Below are 26,560 nucleotides of genomic sequence, written 5' to 3' on the forward strand. Positions count from 1 at the left end.
GGATCAGCGCCCCCTGTCCAGCAGGGTCAGGGCCTGCTTGAGCACCTTGGGAATGTCGGCAGACTGCAGGGGCAGGGTGTAGCCTCCATCGCGGCATGTCTGCTCAACAGCCTGCTCGGCATCACGCTGTAGCCATCCCAGGGAGATCAGTCCCTCAACCACCTGGTGGGCGCCATCGTCGGTCTGAGCTGGCCCCTGTCTGCCCGTGCCGGCATCCAAATCAAGCTTTCCGGAGAGTTCGAGGATGATCTTCTGAGCACCCTTCTTGCCTAGGCCTGGCGCCCGGGATAGTGCCGCAGCATCGCCGTCAGCCACGGCTTGGGCCAGTTGGTCTGAGTTCAGGGTGGCAAGAATGGACAGGGCCACGCGAGGTCCGATGCCGCTGACTTTCTGCAACTGGGCAAAGAGGGATTTGGAGGTGCGGCTGAGGAATCCGTAGAGGGTCAGCGCGTCCTGGGTCAGGGACAGAGCGGTGTAGACGGTGACCGTGGACTCGGCCCGCATGGAAGCTAGATCTGACTGAGGCATGCGCACCTCGAAACCCACTCCCGAAACATCAATGACCGCCGAGCCCGTTTCAATGGCGGCCACCCGCCCGGTCAGCATTGCCAGCACTTGATCACCCCTCAATAGAATCGAACGTCTGTTCAGAATCGAACGTCTGTTCGAATCAGCTTACATGTCTCGCTGGACTCCCCGGTGCTTGCCGTACTTGGCAGAGGCCTGGGCCCACTGACGCTGGGCCTGGGTCAGATGCTCCTCGCGTTCCCCACCTTGGATGGCCCCGGCAGGCCTTAGGGCATGGCAGATGGCCTGGGCCAGAGCATCGGCGGCATCGGCAGGCTTGGGCAGCTGATTGAGCCCCAGGATGCGGGCTACCATCCGTTGCACCTGGATCTTGTCAGCCTGGCCGTTGCCGGTTACGGCCATCTTGGCCTCGGTGGGTGTGTGCAGGGCCACGGGAATCCCCCGCTGCGCAGCACCCAGCATGGCTAGCCCTGCCGCCTGAGCGGTTCCCAGCACGGTGTTGTGATTGGACTGGGCAAAGACTCGCTCGATTGATACCACGTCGGGACTGAAACGGTCCAAGGCGGCCGTCAGCCCCTGGTAGATGGTCAGCAGACGCAGGTCCTGGCTCTGTTCGGGGTCTGAGCGCACGACGTCCACATGAACAAAGGAAAGCCGGCGCGATGCACCGGCTTCAATGACGCCAACGCCGCATCGGGTGAGCCCCGGGTCGACGCCGAGAACGATCATAAGGTCACTCGTCGTCCAATTGGGCCATGACCTCGTCGGGCGCAGTCCAGTTGCTGTAGATATCCTGCACGTCGTCCAGATCGTCCAGGTTGTCGATCAGCTTTGAGACCTTGCGGGCGGAGTCCAGGTCCAGGGTGACCTCGCTCTTGGGGTTGAGGACCAAGTCTGCGGAGTCGTAGTCCATACCGGCATCCTGCAGGGCCTTACGTACGGTGACCATATCGCCGGGGGCAGTCAGCACGGTGTAGCTCTCGCCGTTGTCCTGCACGTCCTCAGCACCTGCCTCGGCGGCCTTCTCGAAGACCGTATCGTAGTCCAGGCCCTCCGAGGGGACAATGATCTGACCCTTGCGCTCGAAGTTGAAGCTGACCGACCCGTTTTGGGCCAGGGAGCCGCCGCCCTTGGTCAGGGTGGAACGGACCTCGGCGGCCGCACGGTTGCGGTTGTCGGTCAGGCACTCGATGATTATGCCCACGCCGGCGGGAGCGTAGCCCTCGTAGACGATGCTCTCGTAGTTGGCCGCTCCGGCCTCCTCGCCCGAGCCACGCTTGACGGCCCTGGTGATGTTGTCTGCGGGCACAGAGGACTTCTTGGCCTTGACGATGGCGTCGTAGAGGGTGGGGTTACCGTCGGGGTCACCGCCGCCGGTGCGGGCAGCGATCTCGATGTTCTTGATCAGCTTGGCGAAGAGCTTGCCACGCTTGGCGTCGATGGCTGCTTTCTTGTGCTTGGTGGTCGCCCACTTCGAATGCCCTGACATATGTCTCCTGACGGTACGAATGCGTAAACGAATGGAATTCTAGTTCCGCTCTTTGACAATTTTACGGGTTTTCAGGCCCTTCCGTGGAGGCTTCATCGTAAAGAGAACCAGCCCTCCGACCCACCAGCCTGCCCAGCAGGCCTCGGCGATGATCGGGCCTGGCCGCCAGGGCCCGGGCATAGACATCCAGAACCTGGTCGGTGACCCGCTCCCAGTCGTAGTCGTTGGCCCGACGCATTCCGCACGAGGCCAAGTTCAGGCGTGTGGGTCGGTCGTTCAGTAGTTCAAGGACCACCCGGGTGCAGTCCTTGGGGTCTCCGGAGGCAAATAGACGCGCGCTGTGGCCGTTCTGGGAAACATCCTCAAAGGCGGGCAGGTCCGAGGCCACCACAGGGCAGCCAGCCGCCATGGCCTCGACCAGCACGATGCCAAAGCTCTCTCCCCCGGTCTGCGGGGCCACATACAGGTTCAGGCTGTGGTAGAAGGAGGCCTTGTCCTCGTCGCTGATCCGACCCAGGAAGGTGAAGTGCTGGGCCAGTCCGGGATCGACGGCTTCGAGTATTGTCCGGGCCTCCCCCTGGCCGTCACCTGCACACAGGAAACGGGCTCCGGGCACACGCTGCAGAATGGCAGGTGCGGCCTGGGCCAAGATTTTGAACCCCTTGCGCTCTTCCTTCATCCGTCCCAGGAAGCCGATGGTGGGCTGCCGGTCGCTTCCCTGCCATTCTGGACGTGGCCGGGCATTGCGCAGGGCTCTGGTCTCGATGCCATTGGGGATGATCTGGCTGGGTATGCCCGGCTCCAGCAGGTTCTGGGCGTTCTGCATGGCCGAGGGGCTGACGAAGATGGCCTGGCTGATATTGGCCAAGTATCGACGCAGGTAGCGTCTGGTCAGCCTCAAAGCCAGCGGGGTCGAATCGAAGGCCGCATGGAAGGTGGCCACATAGGGGCATGGAATGAATCCGGGCCGCAGGGGCTTGTGGCTCAGTGAGGGTACCTCGGGCTCGTGCAGGTGCAGGATGTCGAAGTGGCCTTGCCTGACCCACTGCATGGTCTTGTGGCCGACCACGCCGAAGTAGCTTAGGTTGGCCACGGATCCATTGTAGGGAATGGAGAAGGAGGAGCCGGTGGTCTGCACCCAGAGAGGCATGTCCTGGGTGCGTCGGCCTGGAGCCAGAACCTGCACCTGGTGGCCGCGTTCCATAAGATGCCTGGCGAAGTCGCGGATGTGCAGTTGGACGCCACCTGGGGTCTCGAAGGAGTAGGGCGAGATGATCCCCACCCGCAGAGGCGCCTTGATGGCGTCCCGTTCTGGCTCCTCTTCAGGCCTTTGCTCGGGTGCTTTCATGCCTGACACCTCCCTTTGTTCTTGGATGCCTGGGCCAGGATGGAGTCCGGCAGGTCATGCATCCGGGAAAGATCCAGATCCTCAAGGAAAATCGGCTGGAGCATGTGCCAGTCCTCGGGATGCTCGTGAATGCCTTGCGCCCACTGGTCCACCCAGGCCTGGGTCAGATCGTTGATGGCCTGCTTCCGGGGCATATCCAGGTAGGGTTCGATGGCGATAGGCCCGTCCACCTGGCAGACATAGCCGTAGGGGGTCTTGGCCTGCCGGCGGCGCTCCCCCGTCAGCTTTTCCCTATGCATGTTCACGGTATACAGGGGCAGACGGGCATCCAAGGCGATGACGGCAGGCCCGGCAGCTACGCGAATCCAGGAGTCGAAGGCCTTGACGAATACGCCTCGGCGGCTCAGATCGCGGTCGGCCAGCAGGGGCACGACCTGGCCCGGGTCCCGTAGCAGGGTTGTCAGACGGCCGGTGATGTCCGGTTCGCCGGTCAGCAGGATGTTCATGCCCAGACGGCGACGGATGTCCGCAAAGGTGTTCAACATTCCCTGGTCCCGCAGCCGTTCGGCCACCGTGGTTACCTGTCCAACCGTGGAACAGGCCCAGAAGCCTGCGTAGTCCCAGTTGCCCTGGTGGCCCATGCCGATTGGCAGGGAGCGCAGGCCGATGTCGCTCTTGGCCGGATCCGGGTAGGCGCTGCCGCCACCGTGTATGCGTGCCAGCAGCTGCTCCTGGGTGCGAGCCCCCACGGTCAGGGCCTCGACAAAGTAGACGAAGTAGGAGCGCATGCCCTGGCGCGATGTCAGCCTTAGGACGCGATGGTCGGCCTCTGGCATGACATGGGCCAGGTTGCGCTCCAGTTGTCTGACACCGCCTATCCGGAAGAGCCAGCAGAGGTCGGCCGCCGCCAGGAAGAGGCCGCGCAGCAGCCTCTCGGGCACCAAACGAGCGTGCTGTGCCAGAAAGATGAGCAGTCGATCCGGCATAGGCTCACTCGTGGTTGGGGTTGGCAGGCTGTGGGTTGCGGCTCATGTCCCTGGCGACGTGGCTGATTCGCTGCCAGACGGTGACGATGCCCAGCAGGGCCAGCAGTACCAGGAAGCAGCTGAGCACAGCCAGGGGCAGCCCGGCTCCCGTCAGTGCCATGCCCACCAGGATGATGACCAGCCGATCCGACCTGGTGGCGATGCCGTTCTTGGCCTCGAAGCCCTCTGCCTCGGCCCGGGCCCGGGCGTAGGAGGTGACGAAGGAGGTCATGATAGCGAAGAGCGCTGCAGCCATGCCGACCTGGGCCCAGATGTCGGGATCCTGGTGGCTGCCATCCGCCACCCAGGCCAGTTCGTGGCGGCGCAGGTAGATGATGACCCCGGTCAGGACGGCCCAGTCGGCTATCCGGTCAAGGGTGGAGTCCAGGAAGCCCCCGAACTGGGTGCCTCCGCCGGTCAGCGAGGCCACGGAACCATCCAGGGAGTCGAAGGCCACCAGGATGGCCAGGACGATGGCCCCGGGCAGGAGCCAGCCGGTGAACCCGGTCACGATGGCGACCAGAGTGGTGCCTACGGCTCCGATGATCGTGACACCGTTGGCGCTCACGCCCAGATGAACCAGGCCGCGGGCGATAGGGGCGATGATGCGCTTCCAGGGGCGCCGTAGATGCTCGAACATTGGTCAGTCCTGACTGCAGGAGGTATTCGCTCGGAAGTCGTCTGCCGAGTTGATCTGCGCGCGGACCTTGATGGCCTCGTTGATCCAGGCGCGGGCCTGCTTCACAGGCACTCCGTTGAGCTGGCTGCCGTCGCGGAAGCGGAAGGAGACCGCGTCCTTGGAAACATCTTCCTCGCCGGCAATCAGGATGAAGGGTGCCTTGGACTTGGCTGCGTTGCGGATCTTCTTGCCAAAGCGATCGTCGGAGCGGTCGATCTCGCAGCGGACCATGTCATCGCGCAGCTCGTCCAGCAGGTGCTCCAAGTGGGGGGCGAACTCGTCAGCCACGGGCACAGCCTGCACCTGGACCGGTGCAAGCCAGGCCGGGAAGGCGCCGGCGTAGTGCTCCAGCAGGATGGCGAAGAAGCGCTCGATGGAACCGAAGAGGGCCCGGTGGATCATGACCGGCCGCTGGTGGGAGCCGTCGGCTGCGATGTACTCCAGCTGGAAGCGCTCAGGCAGGTTGAAGTCAAGCTGAATCGTGGAGACCTGCCAGGTGCGCCCGATGGCGTCGCGCGCCTGTACGGAGATCTTGGGCCCGTAGAAGGCGGCGCCTTCGGGGTCGTCAACCAGTTCCAGCCCGGAGTCCTTGGCCACCTCGGCCAAGGTGTTGGTAGCCTCCTCCCAGACCTCGTCAGAACCGACGAACTTGTTGGGATCCTTGGTCGACAACTCCAGGTAGAAGTCGTTCAGGCCGAAGTCCTTGAGCACCTTGAGCACAAACTGGAGCAGGTTGGTCAGCTCCCCCTTCATCTGGTCACGGGTGCAGTAGATGTGGGAGTCGTCCTGGGTCAGGCCGCGCACGCGGGTCAGGCCGTGTACCTCGCCGGACTTCTCGTAGCGGTAGACGGTGCCGAACTCGAACAGCCGCAGGGGCAGCTCCTTGTAGGAGCGCTGCCGGGACTTGAAGATAAGGTTGTGCATGGGGCAGTTCATGGGCTTCAGGTAGTAGTCGAAGCCTTGGCGGGTGACCTTGCCGTTGGCGTCCTTCTCCTCATCCAGGTGCATGGGCGGGTACATGCCGTCCTTGTACCACTGCAGATGGCCCGAGATTTCGTAGAGGTGGCCCTTGGTGATGTGCGGGGTCTGCACAAAGGAGTAGCCGTTGCGCCGGTGCATCTGGCGGGAGTAGTCCTCCATGACGTTGATGACGGCCGCGCCCTTGGGGTGGAAGACGGGCAGTCCGGGCCCGATCTCATCAGGGAAGGAGAAGAGGTCCATCTCGGCGCCCAGCTTGCGATGGTCGCGGCGGGCGGCCTCCTCCAGGCGGGCGGTGTAGGCCTTCATGTCGTCCTTGTTGGCCCAGGCAGTGCCGTAGATGCGCTGGAGCATGGGGTTCTTCTCATCCCCGCGCCAGTAAGCGGCTGCCGTTCGCATGAGCTTGAAGCAGCGGATGTAGCGGGTGTTGGGCAGGTGGGGGCCACGGCATAGGTCCTTCCAGACCGTGTTGCCCTCGCGGTCCAGATTGTCGTACATGGTCAGCTCGCCACCGGTGGCCACCTCAGTGGCTTCCTCACTATTGATCTCGGCCTCTTTGGCTCCGATCAGCTCCAGCTTGTAGGGCTGGTCGGCCTCCTCCTTGCGGGCCTCCTCCTCGGTCACCACGCGACGACGGAAGCTCTGGGAGGACTTGATAATCCTCTTCATCCGCTGTTCGATCTGCTTGAGGTCGTCGGGGGTGAAGGGCTTGTCCACGTCGAAGTCGTAATAGAAGCCATCTTTGATGGCCGGGCCGATGCCCAGCTTGGCGTCCGGGCGAATTTCCTGGACGGCCTGAGCCATGACGTGGGTTGCCGAGTGCCGCATGATGGCCAGTCCCTGGTCGCTCTCCAAGGTGATGGGATCGACCTTGTCGCCTTCGTGCAGGGGTGTGTAGAGGTCGCGTGGCTGCCCGTTGAGGTCGACGGCGATGATGTCCTTGTCGTCAGCAAAAAGCTGGACGCCAGTCTGATCCGCCGCCACCTCCTTCCGTTCGCCTTTGACGATGATGGAGATGCTCGACTGTGTCATGAATGCCGTCCTTGCTATCGGAGCCCGCGTTACAGGGTGCAGGCTGGACATGGTTTATCGACCCACAGCCTAGGTCGTCACTCAGACAAGGAGGGGCCTTTGTTGCCCATGGAGCGCAGATAATCCTCGGCTTCCCGGACCAGCTCTTCGGCGGCCGGCTCGTCCACCTGGGCCTGGTCGACATCCATCTCCAGACGGTGGACATAGTTGGCCAGGTCATCGTTGCAGCGCAGAAGCATGCCGGCCTGGGCCTTCCATTCAGCGGCCTTGCGGGGCAGCTCCCCCTCGTCAAGGTGGACGCCAAGCATGGCTGAGAGCCTTTGCAGCAGCTGCAGGGTTCCCTGGGCGCACTCGTCGCTACCCAGGTACTGGGGCACGGAGACCCAAATGGATTCGGTGCTGTAGCCGTCCTGGGTGGCCAGGGCGTCCAGAACGGTGGGGATGCCTATGGGGCCGGAGTGGCCATCGGTGTCGGTCTTGGGCTGGTCGCCAGCCAGGTCGTCAATGGGCAGGGGCCTGGTGTGGGGGCAGTCGGCGAACATGGCGCCCAGTGTGATGATGGCCTCCGCCTCATCGTCTTCGGCCCAGTGGATGCTGCGCCTGCAGAAGTCGCTCCAGTGGTAGTTGGGCTCCGGGCCCATCTCCAGCAGAAGCGTGTGGGTATCATCAATCTGCACCCGGTAGATCTTGGTAGAGGGCCAGATAATTCGCCGCCGACCCTGCACGTGGCAGAGCATGGGCCGTGACATCTGATAGTCGTAGAACCCATCGCCCGGAATGCTGCCGATCTCATGGGACTCATAGACGTTTAACAGGTGGCGGATGACGTTGGTCGAGGCTGAGCACGCATCGTTCCAGCCATCGAAGGCGGCCACCATGGTGCAGTGCTGCCTGGCTTCTTCACTCATACCTCTCACCCTACCGGTAGGAAGCCTTGTACTTGGCGGCTTTGCCGTCAGCGGAGGGTGGCTCTATGACGCGGCGACACGCGCTTTTTGCCAAGTGCGGAGGTCTACGCTACAGTAGTGCAACGTGCTTCGGCAGTCACCACCACGGTGAAAGTTGAATGTGCGGGCATAGCTTAGTTGGTAAAGCGCGACCTTGCCAAGGTCGAGACCGCGGGTCCGAGTCCCGTTGCCCGCTCGAGGTTTCGAGCAGTTTAACCAATACGGTGGGTTAGCCAAGCGGTTAGGCAGCGGCCTGCAAAGCCGTATAGACGAGTTCGACTCTCGTACCCACCTCTCTCTCGAAACGAGAATGACCCGGGCGGTTGGCGCAGAGGTAGCGCACTTCCCTGACACGGAAGGGGTCACTGGTTCGAATCCAGTATCGCCCACGAGGATCACTTCGGTGGTCTTTTCCAATCCGGGCGATTGGCGCAGCGGCTAGCGCACTTCGTTCACACCGAAGGGGTCGCAGGTTCGATTCCTGCATCGCCCACCTGGATTTTCTCCTTCCCCCTCCCCTATCTTTTATCTACCGATAGTTCTCAGTCAGCGATTGGCATTTTACGAACTTTCTGAATTCTCGATGATCCCTCATTAGTCATTCCCCGGCAAAGATGCAAGTAATAAATTATTGTTACCAGCATGACTGAAGTTTGCTGTTCATGCTTAACTACAGTGGCTGTCGACCGGTTTTCGTGGCGGATAGCGAACGGAGTGTTGAGTATGTCCGGGACCTTGTGATAATTTGCTCTTAGTAGCAGGTCGGGGGACCTGTCAGAAACGGGAGTACCTGATACATCCTTGAAGAGGTGATAGCATGAAGAAAGGCCTAGGCCAATGAGAGCACGTATCTAGCCTGGCTGAATCTGCAATGCACCCCAGCTCGAGGAAACTGAGGGCTCCCTGTTTTACCTATGTAATACTTGCGTGGTTTGTATGTATGGCCATGTTCCGGTTGTCGCCAATGGCGGCGGCCGTGCTGTAAAGCTCCTCCGGCGGCACAGAAATATACCCCCCTCTCCTGCCGCCGGAGGTCTTACTTTTTAGCCCTTATTTCAGGGCCTGCAGGTACCGGTAGAGGGTGGGAATTGATATCTTGAGCTCAGGGGCTACGATGCCCACCGCGCCTTTGATGAGGAAGATGCCCCGGTCCTTGATGTTGCGAATGATCTCCAGCCTGTCCTGCTTGGTCAGCTTGTCCATAGGAATGTTGAACTGGCGGACTTCATCTCTGGTGATTCTGCGAATGTTCTCCGCGGGCTCCTCGCTCACGTGGTGGCGGGAGGTCTCAGTGGAGATCTGTACATCGTCGGAGTCGATCGAGGACAGCGTCTGCAACACATGGGCAGCCTGCTGCAACTCGGTAATGTTGATGCTGATGCAAAGCAGACCAATGACGGTCTGCTCCCGGTTGCGGACCAGGTAGGAGGAGACGCGGAACTCGTGCTTGTTCAGCCGGCGCCCTCTGTAGTCGGAGACGAAGTCGGCCCCGTCCTGGTCGGCCCGTATGGCCAGTTGTCGGGTCTGGTCTGTGACTGCGTCGCCCAGGGAGCGTCCGGAGAGCTGGCCGTTGCGGATGAAGACGATGGAATTTTCCGGGCGTGTGATGTCATGCACAACAATCTCGGCCATGGGACCGAAGGAATCGGCTATGAATTCTGCCAGGGGAAATACCTCTTCAAGGTTGTCTACTGTGAAATGCATGGCTGATCCTCAACATCCTAACAGGGCGGCTTGTAACCACCGGTTGGTGCTGCGGGAAGCGAAAGGTATTGGATGGCGTGATATGGTCCATCACCTCCATACCAGCCAATCGGCCTCCTCTAATCCCGTATATTAGACCTTCTTTTGTGCACTTCAGTCCTTTACATACGACCTATTGAGACCGCAGGAGTGCTGAGGTGCCGAATGAATTTTCATGGTAACGCAAGAAGGCGGCTGAATCTTGCTTTTCGCAAACCCGGCCAGTCGGAATGGACTCGATGTTGTAGCGGAGCTGCTTTACACGAATCCTGCAGGTCTGGATGAGAGCGGAAACCTGGTAATCATGGGAAACTGAGTAATTCAGAAGCTGAGGATAAGTACCATAGCATGCCTAGGACAAGGTACAGGAATAATGTGAGCCTGATCACGTACTTTTAGATGTCAGCTGGATCCAAAGGCGACTTGACCAAAGATGTTGAACAGGTCTATACAACATATGCCTATATGAGTAAACAACGGCAAGGCTGGCTGCGGGTTTCTGCCCGTGGCTGGCCCGGCCGTGTTCCCTCTACTCCCAGGCGGGAGGTGCGTTCATGCCTGCCTTGAACTCCAGCAGGCGTAAGTGTGGTGGGGGCGCGGGAGGGAGCGTCGGCTCACTTGGGGTTGAGCCTTGACTGACACTGGCCTCCCTGCCCCCTTTTGTGGGCCGGGGCGGGGGGATTGATCCGCCTCAGGCCTGTCTTACTCGTGCGAAGCGTGTGACAGCAGGCGTGTCTCCCTCCGGTGGCGGCGGGATGCCAGGACCCCGCCCACGCTGGTCATGCCGGTGGCCAGGGCGAGCAGGATGCCTTCCCCGCCCGCCTTTGGGAGCACGCCTGCAGCCAAGTACGTGTATTTGAGGGAGGTGTCCGGCTGCTGGGGTCCTCCCAGCACCGTGTAGTCCACGCTGACGGTGACCGTGCCCGGCATGTGTGCAGGCGTAGTCACGATCACGCTGCCGCCATCGCCGAGCTTCAGTTCTGATACGGGGGTCTGGTCGAATCTGACGCCGGTGATCACCAGCTGCAGTTTGATCTCCACCGGCACTGGAACACTCCAGTTGTTGGTGGCGCCGTCGATGATATCACCGGAAGCGTGGTCGTATTCCCAGGTGTAGGCTTTGTATCCCCAGGTGTAGGCTTTCCCGTCGCTGCCCACGGCCAGCGATCGATACATTCCGGCGCTGACCTGTGTGGCTTTCAGTCCTTTGCTCGCGTCAGTGGGGCTGGCGGGGTCGCGCACATGAATAGGAACGCTCGAAGAGCCGCCGCTGTTGTTGCCGAGCCTGCCATACTTGTCTTCTCCCCAGGCATAGGCGTATCCGTCGCTGCCCACGGCCAGTGAATGATGGCTTCCGGCGTAGACCTGTGTGGCTTTCAGTCCTTTGCTCGCGTCAGTGGGGCTGCTTGGGTCGCGCACGCGCACGGGAACAGACGAACCTGCAAAGTCACCTTCGCTGTTATTGCCAAGCTCGCCATCAACATTGATTCCCCAGGCATAGACGTTCCCGTCGCTGCCTATGGCTAGCGTATGAGCGTCTCCGGCGCTGACCTGCACGTAGGTGAAATCCGCAGGCACGTCCGGATACGTCTTGCGATCAGGCGTCCTCACCATGACCGGCTTAGTCTGGGTGTAGGTGTCCGTCCCGTCTCCGAGCTGACCAGTGCTGTTTAATCCCCAGGCGTAAGCGTTTCCGTCGTTGCCTATGGCTAGCGTATGAGCGCCTCCGGCGCTGACCTGCACGAAGGCAAAGTTCGTGGGTGTGCCTTCAGGCTTCAGCGTTCTGTGCGACTCAAGCCAAAGGCCGCCCTCCATCCCGTCGCCGAGCTCGCCATCCCAGTCCCATCCCCAGGCGTAGACGTTCCCGTCGCTGCCCACGGCCAGCGAATCATCCTCTCCGGCGCTGATCTGTACGTAGGTGAAATCCGCTGGTAGGTCCGGACAATTCACAGGCTTGGGCACCTTGCCCGGCGTATTCCGTTCGGTTCTCGTCGTGTCGCCGAGCTCGCCATACCGGTTGAATCCCCAGCCGTAGACGTTCCCGTCGCTGCCCAGGGCCAGCGAATGGGCACCTCCGGCACTGACCTGCACGTAGGTGAAATCCGCAGGCACGCCGGCAGGCTTCTGCACCATGACCGGCGTAGTCCGGTCGGTGTACGTCCCGTCGCCGAGCTGGCCATGGTCGTTTTTCCCCCAGGCGTAGGCGTTCCCGTCACTGCCCAAAGCCAAGGAAAAATTGGTCAAATAGGTATCTTTCCCTTCTTTTCCTTCGCTGACCTGGCTGAACCTGATGCCTCGCCTGGGAATGTCTGGCGGGGTGATGGTGGTCTGTTGGCCTCCTGTCTGGCTGCCTTTATCAGGGTTAATTTTCCACGTGTTGTTGGGGTCTTTGAAGGTCCATTTGGCGGTGAGGGTAAGGTTCTGGGTGACGGGTCTGCTGAAGTCATAGGCGACCTCCCCGATGAACCATCCGTCGAACAGGTAGCCCTGGCGAGCCGGGTCGGGGGAGGGACGCTTGGCCCTGCCGTACGGGGTGGAGACGTTCTGGTCTGCGGGTTTGGGGTTTCCGCCTTCTGCATTGAAGGTGACCGTGTAAGTGGGGCTTTGCACCTCCTCCCTGGTCAGGGGCTGGTCGACCGTGTAGTTGAGACTCCTGGTGAAGGGCTGGCCGTCCTGCCTGCCGGCGATGGTGATGGCGGTTTGCCCTGGCTTGTGGGCGGGAATCTCCGCCTGCCAGGCGTCGTCGTTCTTGTTGAACGTCAATGCTTGGCCGTCCATGCTGGCTGATTCCAGTGTGGGCGCGGTGCTGGTGTCGAGCCTTGCTGGCTTGCCGGGCCGGCCCTGCTCGTCCAGGCTCCACCTATATATGTCGCCCGTCCTGCTGATGGCGGTGATCCTGCTGCCGGCGGCTTCGGCGGCTTGCATGTACTGCTGATTCCCATCGGTCGTACATATGGGCGCTTCGCCGGGCTTCCAGGCCCAGATGCGGCCTTTTGAGTCTATAAGAGTTGCTTGCATAACGTTACTGCTTATGGCTGTAATGGCAGAAAGTTCAGATGAAACAAGCGGTTTTGGCTGGCTTTGTTCGTTATCCAGATAGCTAATCTGACCTGTTAAGTCAAGAAGTATAAAGCCATGATCCATGGATGATATCTGAACAATGCGGCTGGTGACCTTGACGGGTTGTATCTGATTGATATCGACGGCATCCGGCTTCCAAGTCCATACCTGGCCCTTGCTATCCAAGGCGAGCAGGCGATCAGCATTGCCAACCGCCTTGACTGCTAAGGCCTGTTTGGGCAGGCTCATGGCCTTTCCTGTCAGCTTCCCCTTACTGGTCCATGCGCATATAAGGCCATCTTGATTCACTGCTAAGAGGTGGCCAGGAGTCATGGCGATGCTGGCGTAGGTCGTGGAGTCTGAGGCGAGCAAGGCTGGTGTATCCCCGCTCCCATTCCAGGTGTAGATGCGGTGGTCCCGGCTCAAGGCCGCGTAACGGTTCCTGCCAACGACTCCAGTTATGAATCGCACGTCGCCAGACGTACTTCGAGGTGATGGCACCTGAACGGGTATCTTATGGTTCGTTGTCCACGTGAACAGGCGGCCATCGCCGGTCACACCGATCAGCTTGTCGTCACGGGCTTCCAACGTGCTAAAGGAAAGGGAATCCGCGTTCGGAGGTGTAACGGTGATGCTGGTGCCGCCGGAAGCCGGACCATGGTCGGGACTCAGAGTCCAATCAGTAACCGCGGTCCACTTAGCCTTTAAGGTGATGTCTTTGGTGATCGGGGTGCGGAAATCCATGATCCCGTCATGCTCCGCCCAGCCGTCAAAACGATAGCCGTCACGCTGTGGATTGCGAATAGGCGGTGACGCCAAGGAACCATCCGGCACAGTTACGCGTTCTGCTTTGCCTCCATTGGCGGAATCAAATACCACAGTGTGGGAATCGGCAGTAGCTGACTGGGTTTTGGCATCCTCGTGAGAATTGCTCGGAGCTGATTCAGACTGAGATTGAGCAGGCGACGGTGAAACAGATGAGGTCGTCAGCGGTGACGGAGAAGGCAGACTAGTCGGTTGTAAATTGCCAAGCGAACCGTTATCTACCGGATCGGTATAGCGACCCCCCCCCCGTTGACATCTGCGTCGGAGGCGAAAACGGTGCCGGCAGCCATGCCGGTCAGAAGCAGGGGTATCAGCACCAATGTCGATATGAGTGACCGAAGACCAAACCTATGACTGCGAGAATCAGCAGACCTAGACGACGAAACCACTTCAAACCTCCCCAAAATTCATGATGCCTCATTGACCACAAACCTTATACAGGCCTGGACTGATTCCACCCCTAAGAACCATGGGCAACATGTGACAAAATATTATCACTTATTCAGGAGAGCGCCGAATTCCTCGGCAGTTCTTGCAGGCTCAGTTGGCCGCCACGCCGCCTACGGCGGGCAGGGCGCCGACCATGAGCATGATGGCCACGAAGATGGCCAGGCCGATCCGGTAGATGACGAATCCCCGGTAGGAAAAGCGTGAGACGATCTTCAAAAAGGCGATGATGACGATGTATCCCAGCAGGAAGCTGACCACTGTGGCGCAGATGGTGGCCCCCCAACCGGGGAAGGCAGCGTCCGCATTGATGTTCTTCAAGGACTTGATCGTCTCTAGGATGCCGGCGCCGAAGACGGCGGGGATGGCCATGAGGAAGCTGACCCGGGTGGCGGACTCGCGAGTGTAGCCTAGTGCGCGGCCGAAGGTCATGGTGCCGCCCGAGCGGGATACGCCGGGGATCAGGGCCAGCATCTGCCCGATGCCGAAGAGCAGGGCGTCTCGGGCATTCATCTGGCGGATCTCCTTGTTTTGGCGGCCGTGGCGGTCAAAGTAGTCCAGTAGCAGACCGAAGACGATCAGCACTACCACGGTGATCCAGAGGTTGCGCAGCTTGGTCTCGATTATTTTCTGGAAGAGCAGACCCGCCACCACGATGGGCAGGGTTCCCAGAATGATGTACCAGCCCAGGGCCGCATCATGGTCCTTGGATCCCATCCGCTCGCGCCAGGAGGAGCCGTCCTTGCCGGCCAGGCAACGGAACCAATGAGTCAGTATGCGGGCAATGTCATGCCGGAAGTAGAGCAGGACCGCCAGCTCAGTGCCGAATTGGATGATGGCTGTGAAGGCTGCGCCCGGGTCCTGGCCCAGCAGGCCGCCCACAATGCGGATATGGGCGCTGGATGAGACGGGGAAATACTCCGTCAGGGCCTGCACCAGGCCGAACAGAATGGCTTCGAAGAAATTCATGGACCCCTCTTGCTATGTCGGACAACAATGGCAAGCATAGCCACCGCGCAAGGCAGGAAGAACCAAGGGCCGGGCATGTCTCGCAGAATGCCCACAATGGATCTTGTCGGAATCGACGACTCGACGAATAGGGGTGTGGATCATCATGGCCAAGACCTACAGAAAATCCAGGGGCGGGGCCCCGGCGGGATTCTTCGAGTGCGAGGGGCGCGGACTTAAATGGCTGGGCGAGGCGCAGGCGCAGGGCGGTCCCCGCGTGGTGGACGTCTACGACTGGGGCCCGGACTATCTGGACATCGAGGAGGTGACCTCCGCCTCCCCCACGCCTGGCGCGGCCTACCGCTTCGGCGCCCAGCTGGCCCACATGCATGATGCCGGGGCCGACCACTTCGGCTCCGCGCCCGAGGGCTACACGGGCACCTGCTATTTCGGCCCCCTGCAGGATCCGCTGCCCATGGACGTGGGTGCCTGGGACGACCCAGCCACATATTGGGCCAAGGGGCGGCTTGAACCCATGGTGAGCATGGCCATGGATCGGCGAGCACTGAACCGCGAGGACATGAAGATGACCGAAGAGGTGATCCAGGCCCTGCCGGAGTTGCTGGGTGCGGCTGCCAATGACAAGCCAGCCCGGGTCCACGGGGACCTGTGGAGCGGGAACGTCATGTGGACCAGGAACGACGGGAACACCCAAGCAGTTCTGATCGATCCTGCAGCTCACGGCGGTCATCGCGAGGAGGACCTGGCCATGCTGCAGCTGTTCGGCATCCCCTATCTAGGGCAGATTCTGGACGGCTACCAGAGCGTGCATCCGCTGGCGGACGGTTACCAGAATCGGACTACACTCTGGCAGCTCTACGCCATCGCCGGTCACTGTGCCTTCTTCGGCGGCGGCTATGTGAGCGAGTACAGGTCCATGTGCCGGTCGCTGCTGGGCTGACTCAGCTGAAGATGTCCTTGAGCTTGCCGAAGATCCCCTTGCGGCCCCCGACTCCGGCAGGCTTGGCGCTCTGCGGGACCTGCTTGGCTTCGGAGTCGTGGCTGTTGGCGAAGTCCTCAATCAGGCGGCGCTGATCGTCATCCAGCTTTGTGGGAATCTGGACCAGCACGTGGACGATGATGTCGCCGCGCTCCTCGCGATTGCCCAGCCTGGTGACGCCCAGACCCTTGATGGTGATCTCCTGGTCGGGCTGGCAGCCGGCGGGAATGTCCACCTGTCGCTGGCCGTCGAAGGTCTCCAAGTCAACCTGGTGGCCCAGCACGGCCCAGGTCATGGGCACGGCAATCCAGCAATGCAGGTCTTGGCCGCTGCGAGTGTAGCGCTTGTCGGGCTTGATGGTGATGTCCACGTACAGGTCGCCGGCGGCACCGCCACCCTCGCCTACCTCGCCCTGGGAGGCCAGCCGTAGCCGGGAGCCGTCAGCCACGCCTGCGGGCACGTTGACGCCCACCTCGCGCCGGGTGCGCACACGGCCGTGGCCGTTGCAGACCGGGCAGGGGTGCTCGATGATGGTGCCGTGGCCCTCGCATCGCTCGCAGGGTGCCTGGCTCATCATCTGGCCCAGCAGGGTTCGCACCACCTTCTGGGCATAGCCCTTGCCGTTGCAGACCGGGCAGGTCACCGGGGAGGTCCCTTTCTGGGCACCCGAGCCGCCGCACTCCTGGCAGAGGCCATAGGTACTGATGGGGGTGCGTACAACGCCGCCAAAAATGGCGGTCTTCATGTCCACGGAGACCTGGGCCAGTGAGTCCCGGCCGGGCTGTGTGCGCGGAATGGGCCCCTGGGTGGAGCCCCCGAAGCCGCCGCCGAAGAACTGGTTGAAGACGTCGCCCATGTCGAAGGGGCCGGCTCCCTGGGAGGCCTGAGGGTCGTTGGGATCCACGCCCGCGTCGTACATACGCCGCTTCTCAGGGTCGGAGAGTACCTCGTAGGCGCTGTTGACCTCTTTGAACTTATCCTCGTATTCAGGCCCGGCGATGTCCGGGTGGTACTTGCGGCTCATCTTGCGATAGGCACGCTTGATGTCCTGATCGCTCGCGCCGCGGTCGACTCCCAAAACCTCGTAGTAATCTGCCACCGATCATCCTTTTCGTTTGATGCCCTCTCGACCCATAGTTGCATGGGCCCACGATACCTATGACTTGTGCCGTTGCCTTGACGGTCACGGCTCCCCGTCGCCGGCTAGAAAACCGGTCAAGTAAGAGGCCACAGCACGAACCGCGCTCATGGTCGCTGGATAGTCCATATGGGTAGGCCCGATGGAGCCCACAAATGCGACTGGCTCGTCGGCTTCGGAGCCGTCGGTCTGCCTGGCCCTGGCGTGCCCGTATCCACTGGTCACCACAGAGGCATGGGCCAGTTCTGGAGTCCGGGTCTCGGTGCCGATGGCCACGCTGACCCCGTTACTCTCGCGGGAAAGCTCGCTCTGCGCCCGCATGAGCCGCATGAGCACCACCTGCTCCTCCAGGGCATCCAGCAATGAGCCCAGATCCCCCAGGGAGACGGCCTGACTGTGGGTCAGCTGGGAAGTGCCAGCCATGTAGAGGCCGCTGGTCTGCTCTCGGGTAGCCATCTCGTCGAAGACTGTGGCCACCAGGCGCAGCATGGACTTGTCGCGGCCCTCGGTAAGGGAGTCAGCAAGCATGCGGCAGCGGTCGGCGGCACGGTCAAGAGGCAGATCTTGGCATTGCCGGTTGATTCGGTCGGACAGATCCGCCAGGGCGTTCGGGTCCTCCTGAAGGGGCCCATGCAGGGTACGCTGGACCACCCGGCCGGTGTCGGTGATAACCACCATAAGTACGGTTCCCCGGCTAAGTCCTATGAGTTCAGCCCTACGTAGGTTCGAGCTGGCCAGGGAGGGTGAGGCCACTACGGCGATCTGCCCGGTAATCTGGGCCAGAAGCTGGGCGGCGTGCTGTAGAGTGTCCTCCAGGTTGACCGACCCGGAGAGAAAAGCGTTGATCCCCCGGCGCTGGGCGGCGGACAGGGGCACGATGGTGGCCAGCCTGTCGACGAAGTAACGGTAGCCCTTCTGGGTGGGGATGCGGCCGGCCGAGGTGTGGGGCTGAACCAGGTAGCCCTCGCTCTCCAGGGCCGCCATGTCGTTGCGCACGGTGGCGGAGCTGACTCCAAGCTGATGATTTCTGGTGAGCGAACCCGACCCTACCGGCTCGCGAGAACGAATATAGTCCTCGACGACCGCGCGCAGCACCAGCATGCGTCTGGTATTAGGCAATGTCGCTCCTTCCGTCATGGTTTCATTATTAGCACTCGGGCCATGAGAGTGCCAAAACGTCGCGCGAAGAGCCGAATTGTGTCGTCTCAAACCGATACCATGGAAACGCATTGTGAAGGTAATCGAACATTTTCGACATAAGTCGAACATGGAGACCTCTAGATTGGAAGGAAAGCAGCACCATATGGCAGATTTCACATGGTCCGAGCTCGATGAGCGGGCTGTCAAGATGGCCAAGGTCCTCTCGGCCGACGCGGTCGAGAAGGCCGGAAGCGGCCACCCCGGCTCCCCTATTTCGCTGGCGCCCATCGCCTACGCGCTCTATCAGCACTTCATCCGTCACGACCCCAACGACCCTGACTGGGTCGGACGTGATCGGTTCATTCTTTCAGGCGGCCACGCCTCGCTGACCCAGTACGTGCAGCTCTACTTCTCCGGGTACGGACTGACCCTGGACGATCTGAAGCGTTTCCGCACCGCTGGCACCCGGACCCCCGGCCACCCCGAGTACGGCCTGACCCCCGGCATCGAAATGACAACCGGCCCGCTTGGCCAGGGTCTGGCCTCGGCCGTGGGCTTCGCCTATGGTCAGCGCTATGAGCGCGGTCTGCTGGATCCGGACGCACCTGAGGGCCAGTCCCCCTTCGATCATAAGGTCTGGGTCATCTGTGGCGAGGGCGACGTCGAAGAGGGAGTCTCCTCCGAGGCCAGCTCCCTGGCCGGCGACCAGCGCCTGGGCAACCTGACCGTCATCTTTGATGCCAACCACATCCAGATCGAGGGCGACACCCGCATCTCCCTGGGCGAGGACATCCTCAAGCGCTACCAGGCCTACGGCTGGTACACCGACGAGTTCAGCTTCATTCAGCCTGACGGCTCCTACAAGGAGGACGTCGAGGGCCTGGCTGCCGTCCTGGAGAAGGCAGAGCAGGTCACCGACCGGCCCAAGTTCATCAAGGTGGACACCCTGATGGCCTGGCCTACCCCCGGCAAGACCAACGATCCTTCAGCCCACGGCTCAGCCCTGGGTGCCGAGGCCGTCGCCGGCCTGAAGAAGACCCTGGGCTATGACCCGGAGCAGAGCTTCCAGGTTGACGAGGAGGCCCTGGCCCACGCACGCGAGGTCGCCCAGCGCGGCCTGGCCGCCCACAAGGACTGGGACGAGAAGTACCAGGCCTGGCGCAAGGCCAACCCCGACAAGGCTGCCCTCTACGACCGCATCCATGCCGGCAAGCTGCCCGAGGGCTTCGACAAGGCCCTGGACGACCTGGAGGCTGGCTTCGAGCCCGGCTCCAAGGTGGCCACCCGCAAGGCTTCAGGTGCAGTCATCAACGCCCTGGCCCCCATCATGCCCGAGCTTTGGGGAGGATCCGCCGATCTGGGCGGCTCCAACAACACCAACATCAACGGTGCCGTCTCCTTCGCCCCCGAGGCTGACAAGACCGTCCAATGGCCCAAGGCCAGCAAGTACGGCCGCCAGCTGCACTTCGGCGTGCGCGAATTCGCCATGGGCGCCATCACCAACGGCATCCTGCTGGGTTCGGACACCAGGCCCTACAACGGGACCTTCTTCCAGTTCAGCGACTATGAGCGCCCCTCGGTGCGTCTGGCCGCCCTGATGGACATCCCCAACCTGTATGTGTGGACCCACGACTCCGTGGCCCTGGGCGAGGATGGCCCCACCCACCAGCCCATCGAGCATCTGACCGCCATTCGCGCCATCCCCCAGATGGAGGTTGTGCGCCCAGCCGATCAGTACGAGACCGCTGAGGCCTACCGCGCCTTCTTCGAGAAGGACAACACCCATCCCACGGCCATGATCCTGACCAGGCAGGGCGTGCCCACCCTGGAGGAGACCAAGGCCAAGGCACGCGAAGGCGTACGCAAGGGCGCCTACGTGCTGGTCGACACCGATGGCCAGCCCGACGTGCTGATCATGGCCACCGGCTCTGAGGTGCAGCACGCTGTTGCTGCATCCAAGACCTTGGCTGAGCAGGGCGTAAAGGCCCGCGTCATCTCCGTGCCCTCGCTTGAGTGGTTCGAGGAGCAGGATGACGAGTACAAGGAAGCTGTTCTGCCTGCCTCCGTCAAGGCCCGTGTCTCCGTTGAGGCCGGACTGGCCACGCCTTGGTACAAGTACCTGGGCAGCTATGGCAAGCCCGTCTCCATCGAGCAGTTCGGCCTGCAGGGCAGCGGCGACGAGAACATGCGCGACCTGGGCATCACCGCCGATCATGTGGTCGAAGCAGCACAAGCTTCCCTGGAGGAAGTCCGTCGGGCCCGCTGAACCCGGCATCGTGATCAATCGGGGGGCCGTCCGTGACGCCGGCCCCCTCCCCTTGCAGGCACGCCCGAAACGCGGGTCTGTGGGAATACAGCAACAGACTTCCCGGTAGTGCATAGTGAATGTGATTCCATCGGGAACCCAAATAAGGAGTGACAAGATGGCAGAAAATGCAAACACCCAGCGCACCAGCGATTCAGGTGTCTCGATCTGGCTGGACGATCTGAGCCGCACCCGCATCGAATCGGGCAATCTGCAGCAGCTGATCGCCGAGCGCAATGTGGTGGGCGTGACCACTAACCCCTCGATTTTCCAGAAGGCCCTGAGCCAGGTGGGTCCCTACGACGAACAGCTCAAGCAGCTGGGCCGCATCCCCGTCGAGGAAGCCGTCCGCGAGCTGACCACCACCGACGTGCGCAACGCCACCGACATCTTCCGCGAGGTTGCTGAGAAGACCGACTATGTGGATGGACGCGTCTCCATCGAGGTTGACCCTCGTCTGGCCCACAACACCGAAGAGACCGAGAAGCAGGCTGAGGAACTCTGGGCCAAGGTCGACCGTCCCAACGCCATGATCAAGATTCCCGCCACTCTGGAGGGCCTGCCTGCCATCACAGCCACCCTGGCCAAGGGCATCTCGGTCAACGTAACCCTGATCTTCTCCCTGGAACGCTACAAGCAGGTCATCGATGCCTTCATCGAGGGCATGGTCCAGGCCGACAAGAACGGCCATGACCTGAAGCACATGGGCTCGGTCGCCTCCTTCTTCGTCTCCCGCGTGGACACTGCGGTTGACAAGCTGCTGGAGGCCAATGGCTCTGACGAGGCCAAGTCCCTGGAGGGCAAGGCTGCTGTGGCCAACGCCCGTCTGGCCTACGAGCTCTTCGAGAAGGCCTTCGACAGCGATCCTCGCTGGGCCGACCTGGAAGCCAAGGGCGCCAAGCGCCAGCGCCCGCTATGGGCATCCACTGGCACCAAGAACGCCGCCTATTCCGACTGCAAGTATGTGGACGAGCTGGTGGCACCTGACGTGGTCAACACTATGCCTGAGAAGACCCTGAACGCTCTGGCCGATCACGGCAACGGCGCTCCCTCAGTCAAAGGCACCTACCAGGAGAGCCACCAGGTGATGCAGAAGCTGGCAGACCTGGGCATCAGCATCAAGGATGTCACCGACAAGCTGGAGGCAGATGGCGTCGCCGCCTTCATCGACTCCTGGGATTCGGTCCTCTCCGACGTGCAGAAGGGTATCGACCGCGTCAACGGCTGAGCGCCTGACTGTCAGTCGCTGCTATTAAAGATTGTGCCCCGTCTGGTTTGAACCGGACGGGGCACAATTGGTATCAGTTACTCAGCCTTTGTCTCCTCGACCACCTGCTGCAGGGTGGCGATCAGGGCTGGGCTGTCATTGGGCATGTTCAGCCTGGTCAGGGTGCCTCCGGAGGATTCGATGGCCTTTGCCAGCTCCATGTCCACGTCATAGCAGATCTCCAGGTTGTCGGCAATGAAGCCGATGGAGGCGGAGACGATGGTCTTCATGCCGTTCTTGGTGATCAGGTCCTTGGCCACAGTGACGAAATCAGGGCCGATCCAGGGTTCTTCGGTGCGGCCTGCTGATTGCCAGGCCAGCACGTACTGATCCTCATTGAGACCGGCGGCCTGAGCCACGGCATTGGACAGACCGATGACCTCATCCTTGTAGGGGTCCCCTCCCTGGATGATGCGTAGGGGCAGGGAGTGGGCGCTGAAGATCACCTTGGTGTCCGGCCGGTCGGTCAGATCCTTTTTGGCCACCAGCTGGTCGCTCCAGAAGTGGATCAGCTCCTGATGGTTCCACCAGGACCGCACAGGCAGGTATTCCATGCCCGTGTGGGCCTCTACGGCCTTGCGGGCGCGGTTGTGGTAGTCCTCGCTCGAATAGGAGGAGTACTGCGGGGCCAGGGGCAGGCCAATGACCCTGGTGATGCCATCTGCGGCAATCTGGTCGACTGCATCCTTGATGAAGGGAGTGATGTACTTCAGCCCTTCGTAGACCTTGTAGGCACCGGGGTGGGCCTTGTCCAGCGCAGTCTGGAGACCGTCGCGCTGGGCCGTGGTGATCCTGGCCAGGGGCGAGGGAAGACCGATGGCCTTGTAGCGGCCGACCAGCTGGTCCATGAGCGGTTTGGGCGGCTCCTGCCCATGGCGGATATTGGTGTAGTACCCCTTGATGTCGGACTCCTGGTAGGGGGTGCCGTAAGCCATGAGGAGGACAGCTGTAGGTTCAGTCATTAGCAACTTCTTTCTGTGAAAATGGAATGCAGTATGTCAGGACGATATTGACCAGGGCTATGACGATGACCACCAGGAACATGTTCCTGTAGGAGGCCAGCCCGGCCTTTCCGCCCACCTTGCCCAGTTCAATAGACGAGGCGAAGAGCAGTGGGGCGATGGTGGTGCCGATCTTCTTGCAGGCCGACAGCCCGCCGATGGCCTGCATACGGTTCCCGGGACCGGCCAGCCTTCCGGCGATGACTTGGAGCGGCGAGGACATCATGGAGCCCATGCCCACCCCCATCAGGAAGGACAGGACCATGAAGAGCTGCAGGTTGTGCAGGGTCAGGGTGATCATCAGGCCCATCAGGCCTATCAGCGATGAGGAGAAGACGAGCGTGGTCCGGTAGCCGAACTTGTCGACCAGGAGCCCGCCCAGCCAGGATCCGACCACAGAGCCGAGCCCGACACCGACCATGACCATGCCGGCCGAGCGGACCGGAAGCCCGAAGACAGAGTGGACATAGGTTGGAATGTAGACGAAGAGGGAGAAGAACATGCCTCCCAGCGTCCCCAGCAGCAGGGTGAGCCCATAGGAGGGCAGCTTCAGCAGGTGGATGGGCAGGAAGGGCATGGTTTCCTTTGAACCGTCCAGATTCCGCTCATGCACCAGGAAGATCACGCCGGCCACCACTGCGACCATGAGGCACCCAATGATCAGGGCCAAGTAGGTGGTTCCGTACTGGAGGAAGGTGATCGCTACCATCAGCAGGGCCAGAGCGATGCTGAAGGAGCCCAGGCCAAGGTAGTCGGTCTTCCAGGCGCGGTCGGTCTGGGAGTCGCCCATCATGAACCAGGCCAGGATGAACAAAACGGCCAGGAAGGGCAGCATCATGAAGTAGTAGGCCCGCCATCCGTGGGTGATGCCCAGGAGCATGCCAGACAAGACCGGGCTGACCATGGCGGAAAGACCGGCGATGATGCCCACCGTGGAGACCTTCCTACCCTGGTTGTTCCGGCGGGCGCGCTGCAGAAGGACGTTCATGGACAGGACCATGATGCCGCTGTCTCCCAGGGACTGGATGAACCGGCCCAGCAGCATGACCGCATAGTTGGGCGAGACCGCCGTCATCAAACATCCAAGGAACCAGAAGGACAGTTCCCAGAGGAAGACCTTCCTGGTCCCGTGGGCGTCAGAGAGGTTGGAGGTGATGGGAGTGCCCACCACCAGACCCAGGGTGTACAGGCCCACCACCCAGGAGGAGCCCATGGTGGTCAGGCCGAAGGTCCGGGTGATGGACGGTAGCATGGTCGGCACCGCTCCCCCATCCAGCTGGGTGATGAAGACGATGACCATGAAGAACCAAATGGGCGTGGAAAGAATCGATCTTCTCTCTCTCTTGTCGACATGGTGTTACTGTCCCAACTGGTCCGTGAGCAGCTTGTCAATACGCTCAGGATCAGCCTGGGTGCCTACCAGGAAGTAGGGAAATTCGCCGTAGATGGAGCTGGCTTCGATGTAGCGCATTTCGGTGACGATCTTCTTGAATTGAACAGGATCGTCGGCGAAGAGGGTGACGCCCCACTCGTAGTCGTCCAGGCCGATGGAGCCTGTCAGGATGATGGAGACCTTACCGGCGTAGGAACGGCCGATTTTGCCATGGTCGTGCATGTAGGCCTTGCGCTGGTCGTAGGGCAGCGTGTACCAGTTGGCGCCCGGAACGCGGGTCTTCGACATGGGGTAGAAGCAGATGTAAGGCTTGTCGGGCGTTTTGGGATGAAGGCTGGCATTGACGTAGGACCATCCCCGGTCCGTGGTCGGCTTGCCCGAGTAGAGGCCCACCTCAGTGACTGATACATAGGAGATGGTCGGCACCAGATAATCGGACAGGCGCAGCTTCTCCAGGGAGGTCTCGACCTCCTGGAGCTGGTCCAGGGTCTCCCTGAGGACCATCAGGCCCAGGTCGGCCTTTTGCCCATTGACCTGGCACCAGTAGTGGCTTCCCTTGCCCTGGGACTGGACAGCATCCAGCTGCGCGGCCAGGGTCTCGAACCCATCCAGGCATTCCCGGCGTTCGTTCTGAGGCACTCGGCGCCACTTGGCCCAATCGATCTTCCAGAAGAGGTGGAGGCAGAACCAGCCCTCCAGGCTCGGTGCAGCTTGCTCAGCCATGAGCACATCCTTTCGCTCGCTTCGCTTGCACGACATTGTGTGATGCGCCGCTCGTTCGGCACACCATTACCCACTCTATAGGTCAGGCGGCAGAATCGTTGGATTATTGATGAATTGTGAATGACTTATTGTGGTAATAGTCAAGGACTATGGGCCTTGCACTATGGATGAAGAAAACGGGCCTCGTGTACAGACCTCATGGATGAGACATCTCTGCAGAATCGCGACAAACCTGCATGACAAAATAGGAGGTCGAGGGCGCTGGTAGATCGGCATGATCAACAGCCATAGGGAAAATCAACCAAATATGGAAAACCCCGGTTGATGCCGGGGTTGGGTATTTCATGTATTGGTTGCTGGAATCAGGCCAGCTTGTACTTGGAAATGAGGTCCAAAGCGATGATGATGGCCACCCAGATTAAGGCGACAATAATGGTCAACCGGTTCAGGTTCTTCTCGGCTGCACCCGAGGTTCCAGCGTTGGAGCCGATTCCACCGCCGAACATATCGGACAGGCCGCCACCCTTGCCCTTGTGCAACAGAATCAGCATGGTTAGCAGTACGCTGGCAAGAATCACAACGACTTCAAGCACAATCTTGACAATGGTCACGGCATTTACCTCCATGTAAGGAACTGGGAACAAGTATACAGATACCCGGCGAAAAACGCATCAGCCCTTGGCGGCCAGTCGCACGATTCGCGCGAACTCCTCCACATCCAGGGAGGCACCGCCCACCAGAAATCCGTCCACGTCCGGCTGGCTGATCATCTGAGAGGCGTTCTTGGAGGTGACCGAGCCGCCGTATAGGATGCGCACGGACTGGCCGGCTGGCTCTCCAAAATTGCTTGAGATGTGGTTGCGAATGGCACGTGCAGCTTGCTGGGCAGTGTCCGGAGTGGCCACCATGCCGGTGCCGATGGCCCAGACTGGTTCATAGGCCACAATCAGCTTGGCCATGTCCTCCTTGGCTAGGTCGCGGGTGACGTCGTTGACCTGGCCCACGGCGAAGTCCAGCTGGATGCCCTGGCGGCGCTCCTCGTAGCTCTCCCCCACGCAAAGGATGGGTTTCATGTCCGCAGCTAATACGGCACGGACTTGGTCGACGATGTTGGCGTCGTCCTCAGGATGGTACTTGCGCCGCTCGGAATGGCCCACGATGACGTAGCTACAGCCCAGCTGAGCCAGCATGTCGGCGGACACATCACCGGTGAAGGCCCCTTGGGCAGTAACGGAAACAGCCTGGGCCCCATATTCGATGGGCAGGTTGTCGGCCTCCACAAGCACCTGGACGGAACGCAGAGCAGTGAAGGCGGGCATTAGAGCCACCTGGCAACGCCTGCGGTCGAAGTGGGCGTCGCGCAGGAGCCAGGCCAGCTTCTGCACGAAATAGGTGGCTTCCAGATGGTCGAAGTTCATCTTCCAATTGCCGGCCACCAGGGGAATGCGTGCCATACCAGACCTTTCCATCCGCGCAACAACAACAATGCCGGGCCGCCGGATGCGAAACCCGGTGACCCGGCATTGCCCGTCTGTTTGCCGATT

21 protein-coding genes and 4 tRNA genes are annotated in these 26,560 nt (G+C 61.2%); 7 read left to right on the top strand and 18 right to left on the bottom strand.

What is annotated here, in order from left to right; all coding sequences use genetic code 11:
* Positions 1-3: 3 nt before the first annotated feature.
* From ruvA to H3V09_RS02285, 8 genes are all read right to left on the bottom strand, one after another.
* Entirely contained in the window at positions 4-615 is a 612-nt protein-coding gene (gene ruvA / locus H3V09_RS02250; RefSeq protein ID WP_046322898.1) for a Holliday junction branch migration protein RuvA, read from the bottom strand.
* A gap of 60 nt (positions 616-675) precedes the next feature.
* Complete coding sequence (gene ruvC, locus H3V09_RS02255; RefSeq protein ID WP_110412913.1) at positions 676-1,257, bottom strand: crossover junction endodeoxyribonuclease RuvC; 582 nt, start codon at positions 1,255-1,257, stop codon at positions 676-678.
* Between the two features lie 4 nt (positions 1,258-1,261).
* Positions 1,262-2,017, bottom strand: coding sequence for a YebC/PmpR family DNA-binding transcriptional regulator (locus H3V09_RS02260; protein WP_110425236.1), 756 nt, complete (start codon positions 2,015-2,017; stop codon positions 1,262-1,264).
* Positions 2,018-2,078: 61 nt separating this feature from the next.
* On the bottom strand, positions 2,079-3,365 hold the full coding sequence (locus H3V09_RS02265; RefSeq protein ID WP_198190809.1) for a glycosyltransferase family 4 protein: 1,287 nt from the start codon (positions 3,363-3,365) through the stop codon (positions 2,079-2,081).
* Positions 3,362-4,351 (bottom strand): phosphatidylinositol mannoside acyltransferase, encoded by a 990-nt coding sequence (locus H3V09_RS02270; protein ID WP_198190810.1) that lies wholly within the window; start codon positions 4,349-4,351, stop codon positions 3,362-3,364. Before H3V09_RS02270 ends, H3V09_RS02265 begins: the two co-directional genes overlap by 4 nt.
* A 4-nt stretch (positions 4,352-4,355) precedes the next feature.
* Complete coding sequence (pgsA, locus tag H3V09_RS02275) at positions 4,356-5,030, bottom strand: phosphatidylinositol phosphate synthase (protein ID WP_198190811.1); 675 nt, start codon at positions 5,028-5,030, stop codon at positions 4,356-4,358.
* 3 nt (positions 5,031-5,033) lie between these two features.
* Complete coding sequence (thrS, locus tag H3V09_RS02280; protein WP_198190812.1) at positions 5,034-7,079, bottom strand: threonine--tRNA ligase; 2,046 nt, start codon at positions 7,077-7,079, stop codon at positions 5,034-5,036.
* 77 nt (positions 7,080-7,156) lie between these two features.
* A complete protein-coding gene (locus tag H3V09_RS02285; RefSeq protein ID WP_024628113.1) occupies positions 7,157-7,987 on the bottom strand; it encodes a PAC2 family protein in 831 nt (276 codons plus the stop codon).
* Positions 7,988-8,149: 162 nt separating this feature from the next.
* Here H3V09_RS02285 and H3V09_RS02290 point away from each other — a divergent pair.
* From H3V09_RS02290 to H3V09_RS02305, 4 genes are all read left to right on the top strand, one after another.
* Positions 8,150-8,222: transfer RNA gene (locus H3V09_RS02290), tRNA-Gly, on the top strand.
* Between the two features lie 27 nt (positions 8,223-8,249).
* Positions 8,250-8,320: transfer RNA gene (locus H3V09_RS02295), tRNA-Cys, on the top strand.
* Positions 8,321-8,343: 23 nt separating this feature from the next.
* Positions 8,344-8,415: transfer RNA gene (locus H3V09_RS02300), tRNA-Val, on the top strand.
* A 31-nt stretch (positions 8,416-8,446) separates the two neighbouring features.
* Positions 8,447-8,519, top strand: a tRNA-Val gene (locus tag H3V09_RS02305).
* Positions 8,520-9,076: 557 nt separating this feature from the next.
* On the opposite strand, the gene H3V09_RS02310 is transcribed toward H3V09_RS02305, so the two are convergent.
* The 3 genes from H3V09_RS02310 to H3V09_RS02320 all read right to left on the bottom strand — a co-directional run bounded on the left by H3V09_RS02310 (position 9,077) and on the right by H3V09_RS02320 (position 15,070).
* On the bottom strand, positions 9,077-9,730 hold the full coding sequence (locus H3V09_RS02310) for a helix-turn-helix transcriptional regulator (protein ID WP_110425241.1): 654 nt from the start codon (positions 9,728-9,730) through the stop codon (positions 9,077-9,079).
* Positions 9,731-10,471: 741 nt separating this feature from the next.
* Positions 10,472-13,663, bottom strand: a complete 3,192-nt coding sequence (locus tag H3V09_RS02315) for an RCC1 domain-containing protein (RefSeq protein ID WP_332461838.1) — start codon at positions 13,661-13,663, stop codon at positions 10,472-10,474.
* Between the two features lie 531 nt (positions 13,664-14,194).
* A complete protein-coding gene (locus H3V09_RS02320) occupies positions 14,195-15,070 on the bottom strand; it encodes an undecaprenyl-diphosphate phosphatase (protein ID WP_144177105.1) in 876 nt (291 codons plus the stop codon).
* Positions 15,071-15,215: 145 nt separating this feature from the next.
* Here H3V09_RS02320 and H3V09_RS02325 point away from each other — a divergent pair, with 145 nt between their 5' ends.
* Positions 15,216-16,010 (top strand): fructosamine kinase family protein, encoded by a 795-nt coding sequence (locus H3V09_RS02325; RefSeq protein ID WP_198190814.1) that lies wholly within the window; start codon positions 15,216-15,218, stop codon positions 16,008-16,010.
* Position 16,011: 1 nt separating this feature from the next.
* Here the strand turns inward: H3V09_RS02325 and dnaJ are convergent, their stop codons facing one another.
* Complete coding sequence (gene dnaJ, locus H3V09_RS02330; RefSeq protein ID WP_198190815.1) at positions 16,012-17,148, bottom strand: molecular chaperone DnaJ; 1,137 nt, start codon at positions 17,146-17,148, stop codon at positions 16,012-16,014.
* 84 nt (positions 17,149-17,232) lie between these two features.
* The gene (gene hrcA, locus H3V09_RS02335; protein WP_198191115.1) at positions 17,233-18,306 is read right to left on the bottom strand and encodes a heat-inducible transcriptional repressor HrcA; all 1,074 of its coding nucleotides are present in this window, start codon (positions 18,304-18,306) and stop codon (positions 17,233-17,235) included.
* Between the two features lie 184 nt (positions 18,307-18,490).
* Between hrcA and tkt the strand changes: the two genes are divergently transcribed.
* Together tkt and tal are read left to right on the top strand one after the other, a co-directional pair.
* Positions 18,491-20,593, top strand: coding sequence for a transketolase (gene tkt, locus H3V09_RS02340; protein WP_198190816.1), 2,103 nt, complete (start codon positions 18,491-18,493; stop codon positions 20,591-20,593).
* A 157-nt stretch (positions 20,594-20,750) separates the two neighbouring features.
* Entirely contained in the window at positions 20,751-21,860 is a 1,110-nt protein-coding gene (tal, locus tag H3V09_RS02345; protein ID WP_198190817.1) for a transaldolase, read from the top strand.
* 77 nt (positions 21,861-21,937) lie between these two features.
* Here tal and hemH read toward each other — a convergent pair whose 3' ends face one another.
* The 5 genes from hemH to tpiA form a co-directional block, all read right to left on the bottom strand.
* Positions 21,938-22,861, bottom strand: a complete 924-nt coding sequence (hemH, locus tag H3V09_RS02350) for a ferrochelatase (RefSeq protein WP_198190818.1) — start codon at positions 22,859-22,861, stop codon at positions 21,938-21,940.
* Positions 22,854-24,200, bottom strand: a complete 1,347-nt coding sequence (locus tag H3V09_RS02355) for an MFS transporter (RefSeq protein WP_198190819.1) — start codon at positions 24,198-24,200, stop codon at positions 22,854-22,856. The genes hemH and H3V09_RS02355 overlap by 8 nt, the downstream gene beginning before the upstream one ends.
* Before the next feature lie 57 nt (positions 24,201-24,257).
* Positions 24,258-25,016, bottom strand: coding sequence for a hydrogen peroxide-dependent heme synthase (gene hemQ, locus H3V09_RS02360; RefSeq protein WP_198190820.1), 759 nt, complete (start codon positions 25,014-25,016; stop codon positions 24,258-24,260).
* Positions 25,017-25,378: 362 nt separating this feature from the next.
* A complete protein-coding gene (gene secG, locus H3V09_RS02365; protein ID WP_046322919.1) occupies positions 25,379-25,627 on the bottom strand; it encodes a preprotein translocase subunit SecG in 249 nt (82 codons plus the stop codon).
* Between the two features lie 60 nt (positions 25,628-25,687).
* Positions 25,688-26,470 (bottom strand): triose-phosphate isomerase, encoded by a 783-nt coding sequence (gene tpiA / locus H3V09_RS02370; RefSeq protein WP_198190821.1) that lies wholly within the window; start codon positions 26,468-26,470, stop codon positions 25,688-25,690.
* Positions 26,471-26,560: the final 90 nt, after the last annotated feature.

The sequence above is a fragment of the Bifidobacterium sp. M0399 genome, assembly GCF_016100595.1.
In the GTDB taxonomy this organism is placed as follows: domain Bacteria; phylum Actinomycetota; class Actinomycetes; order Actinomycetales; family Bifidobacteriaceae; genus Bombiscardovia; species Bombiscardovia polysaccharolytica.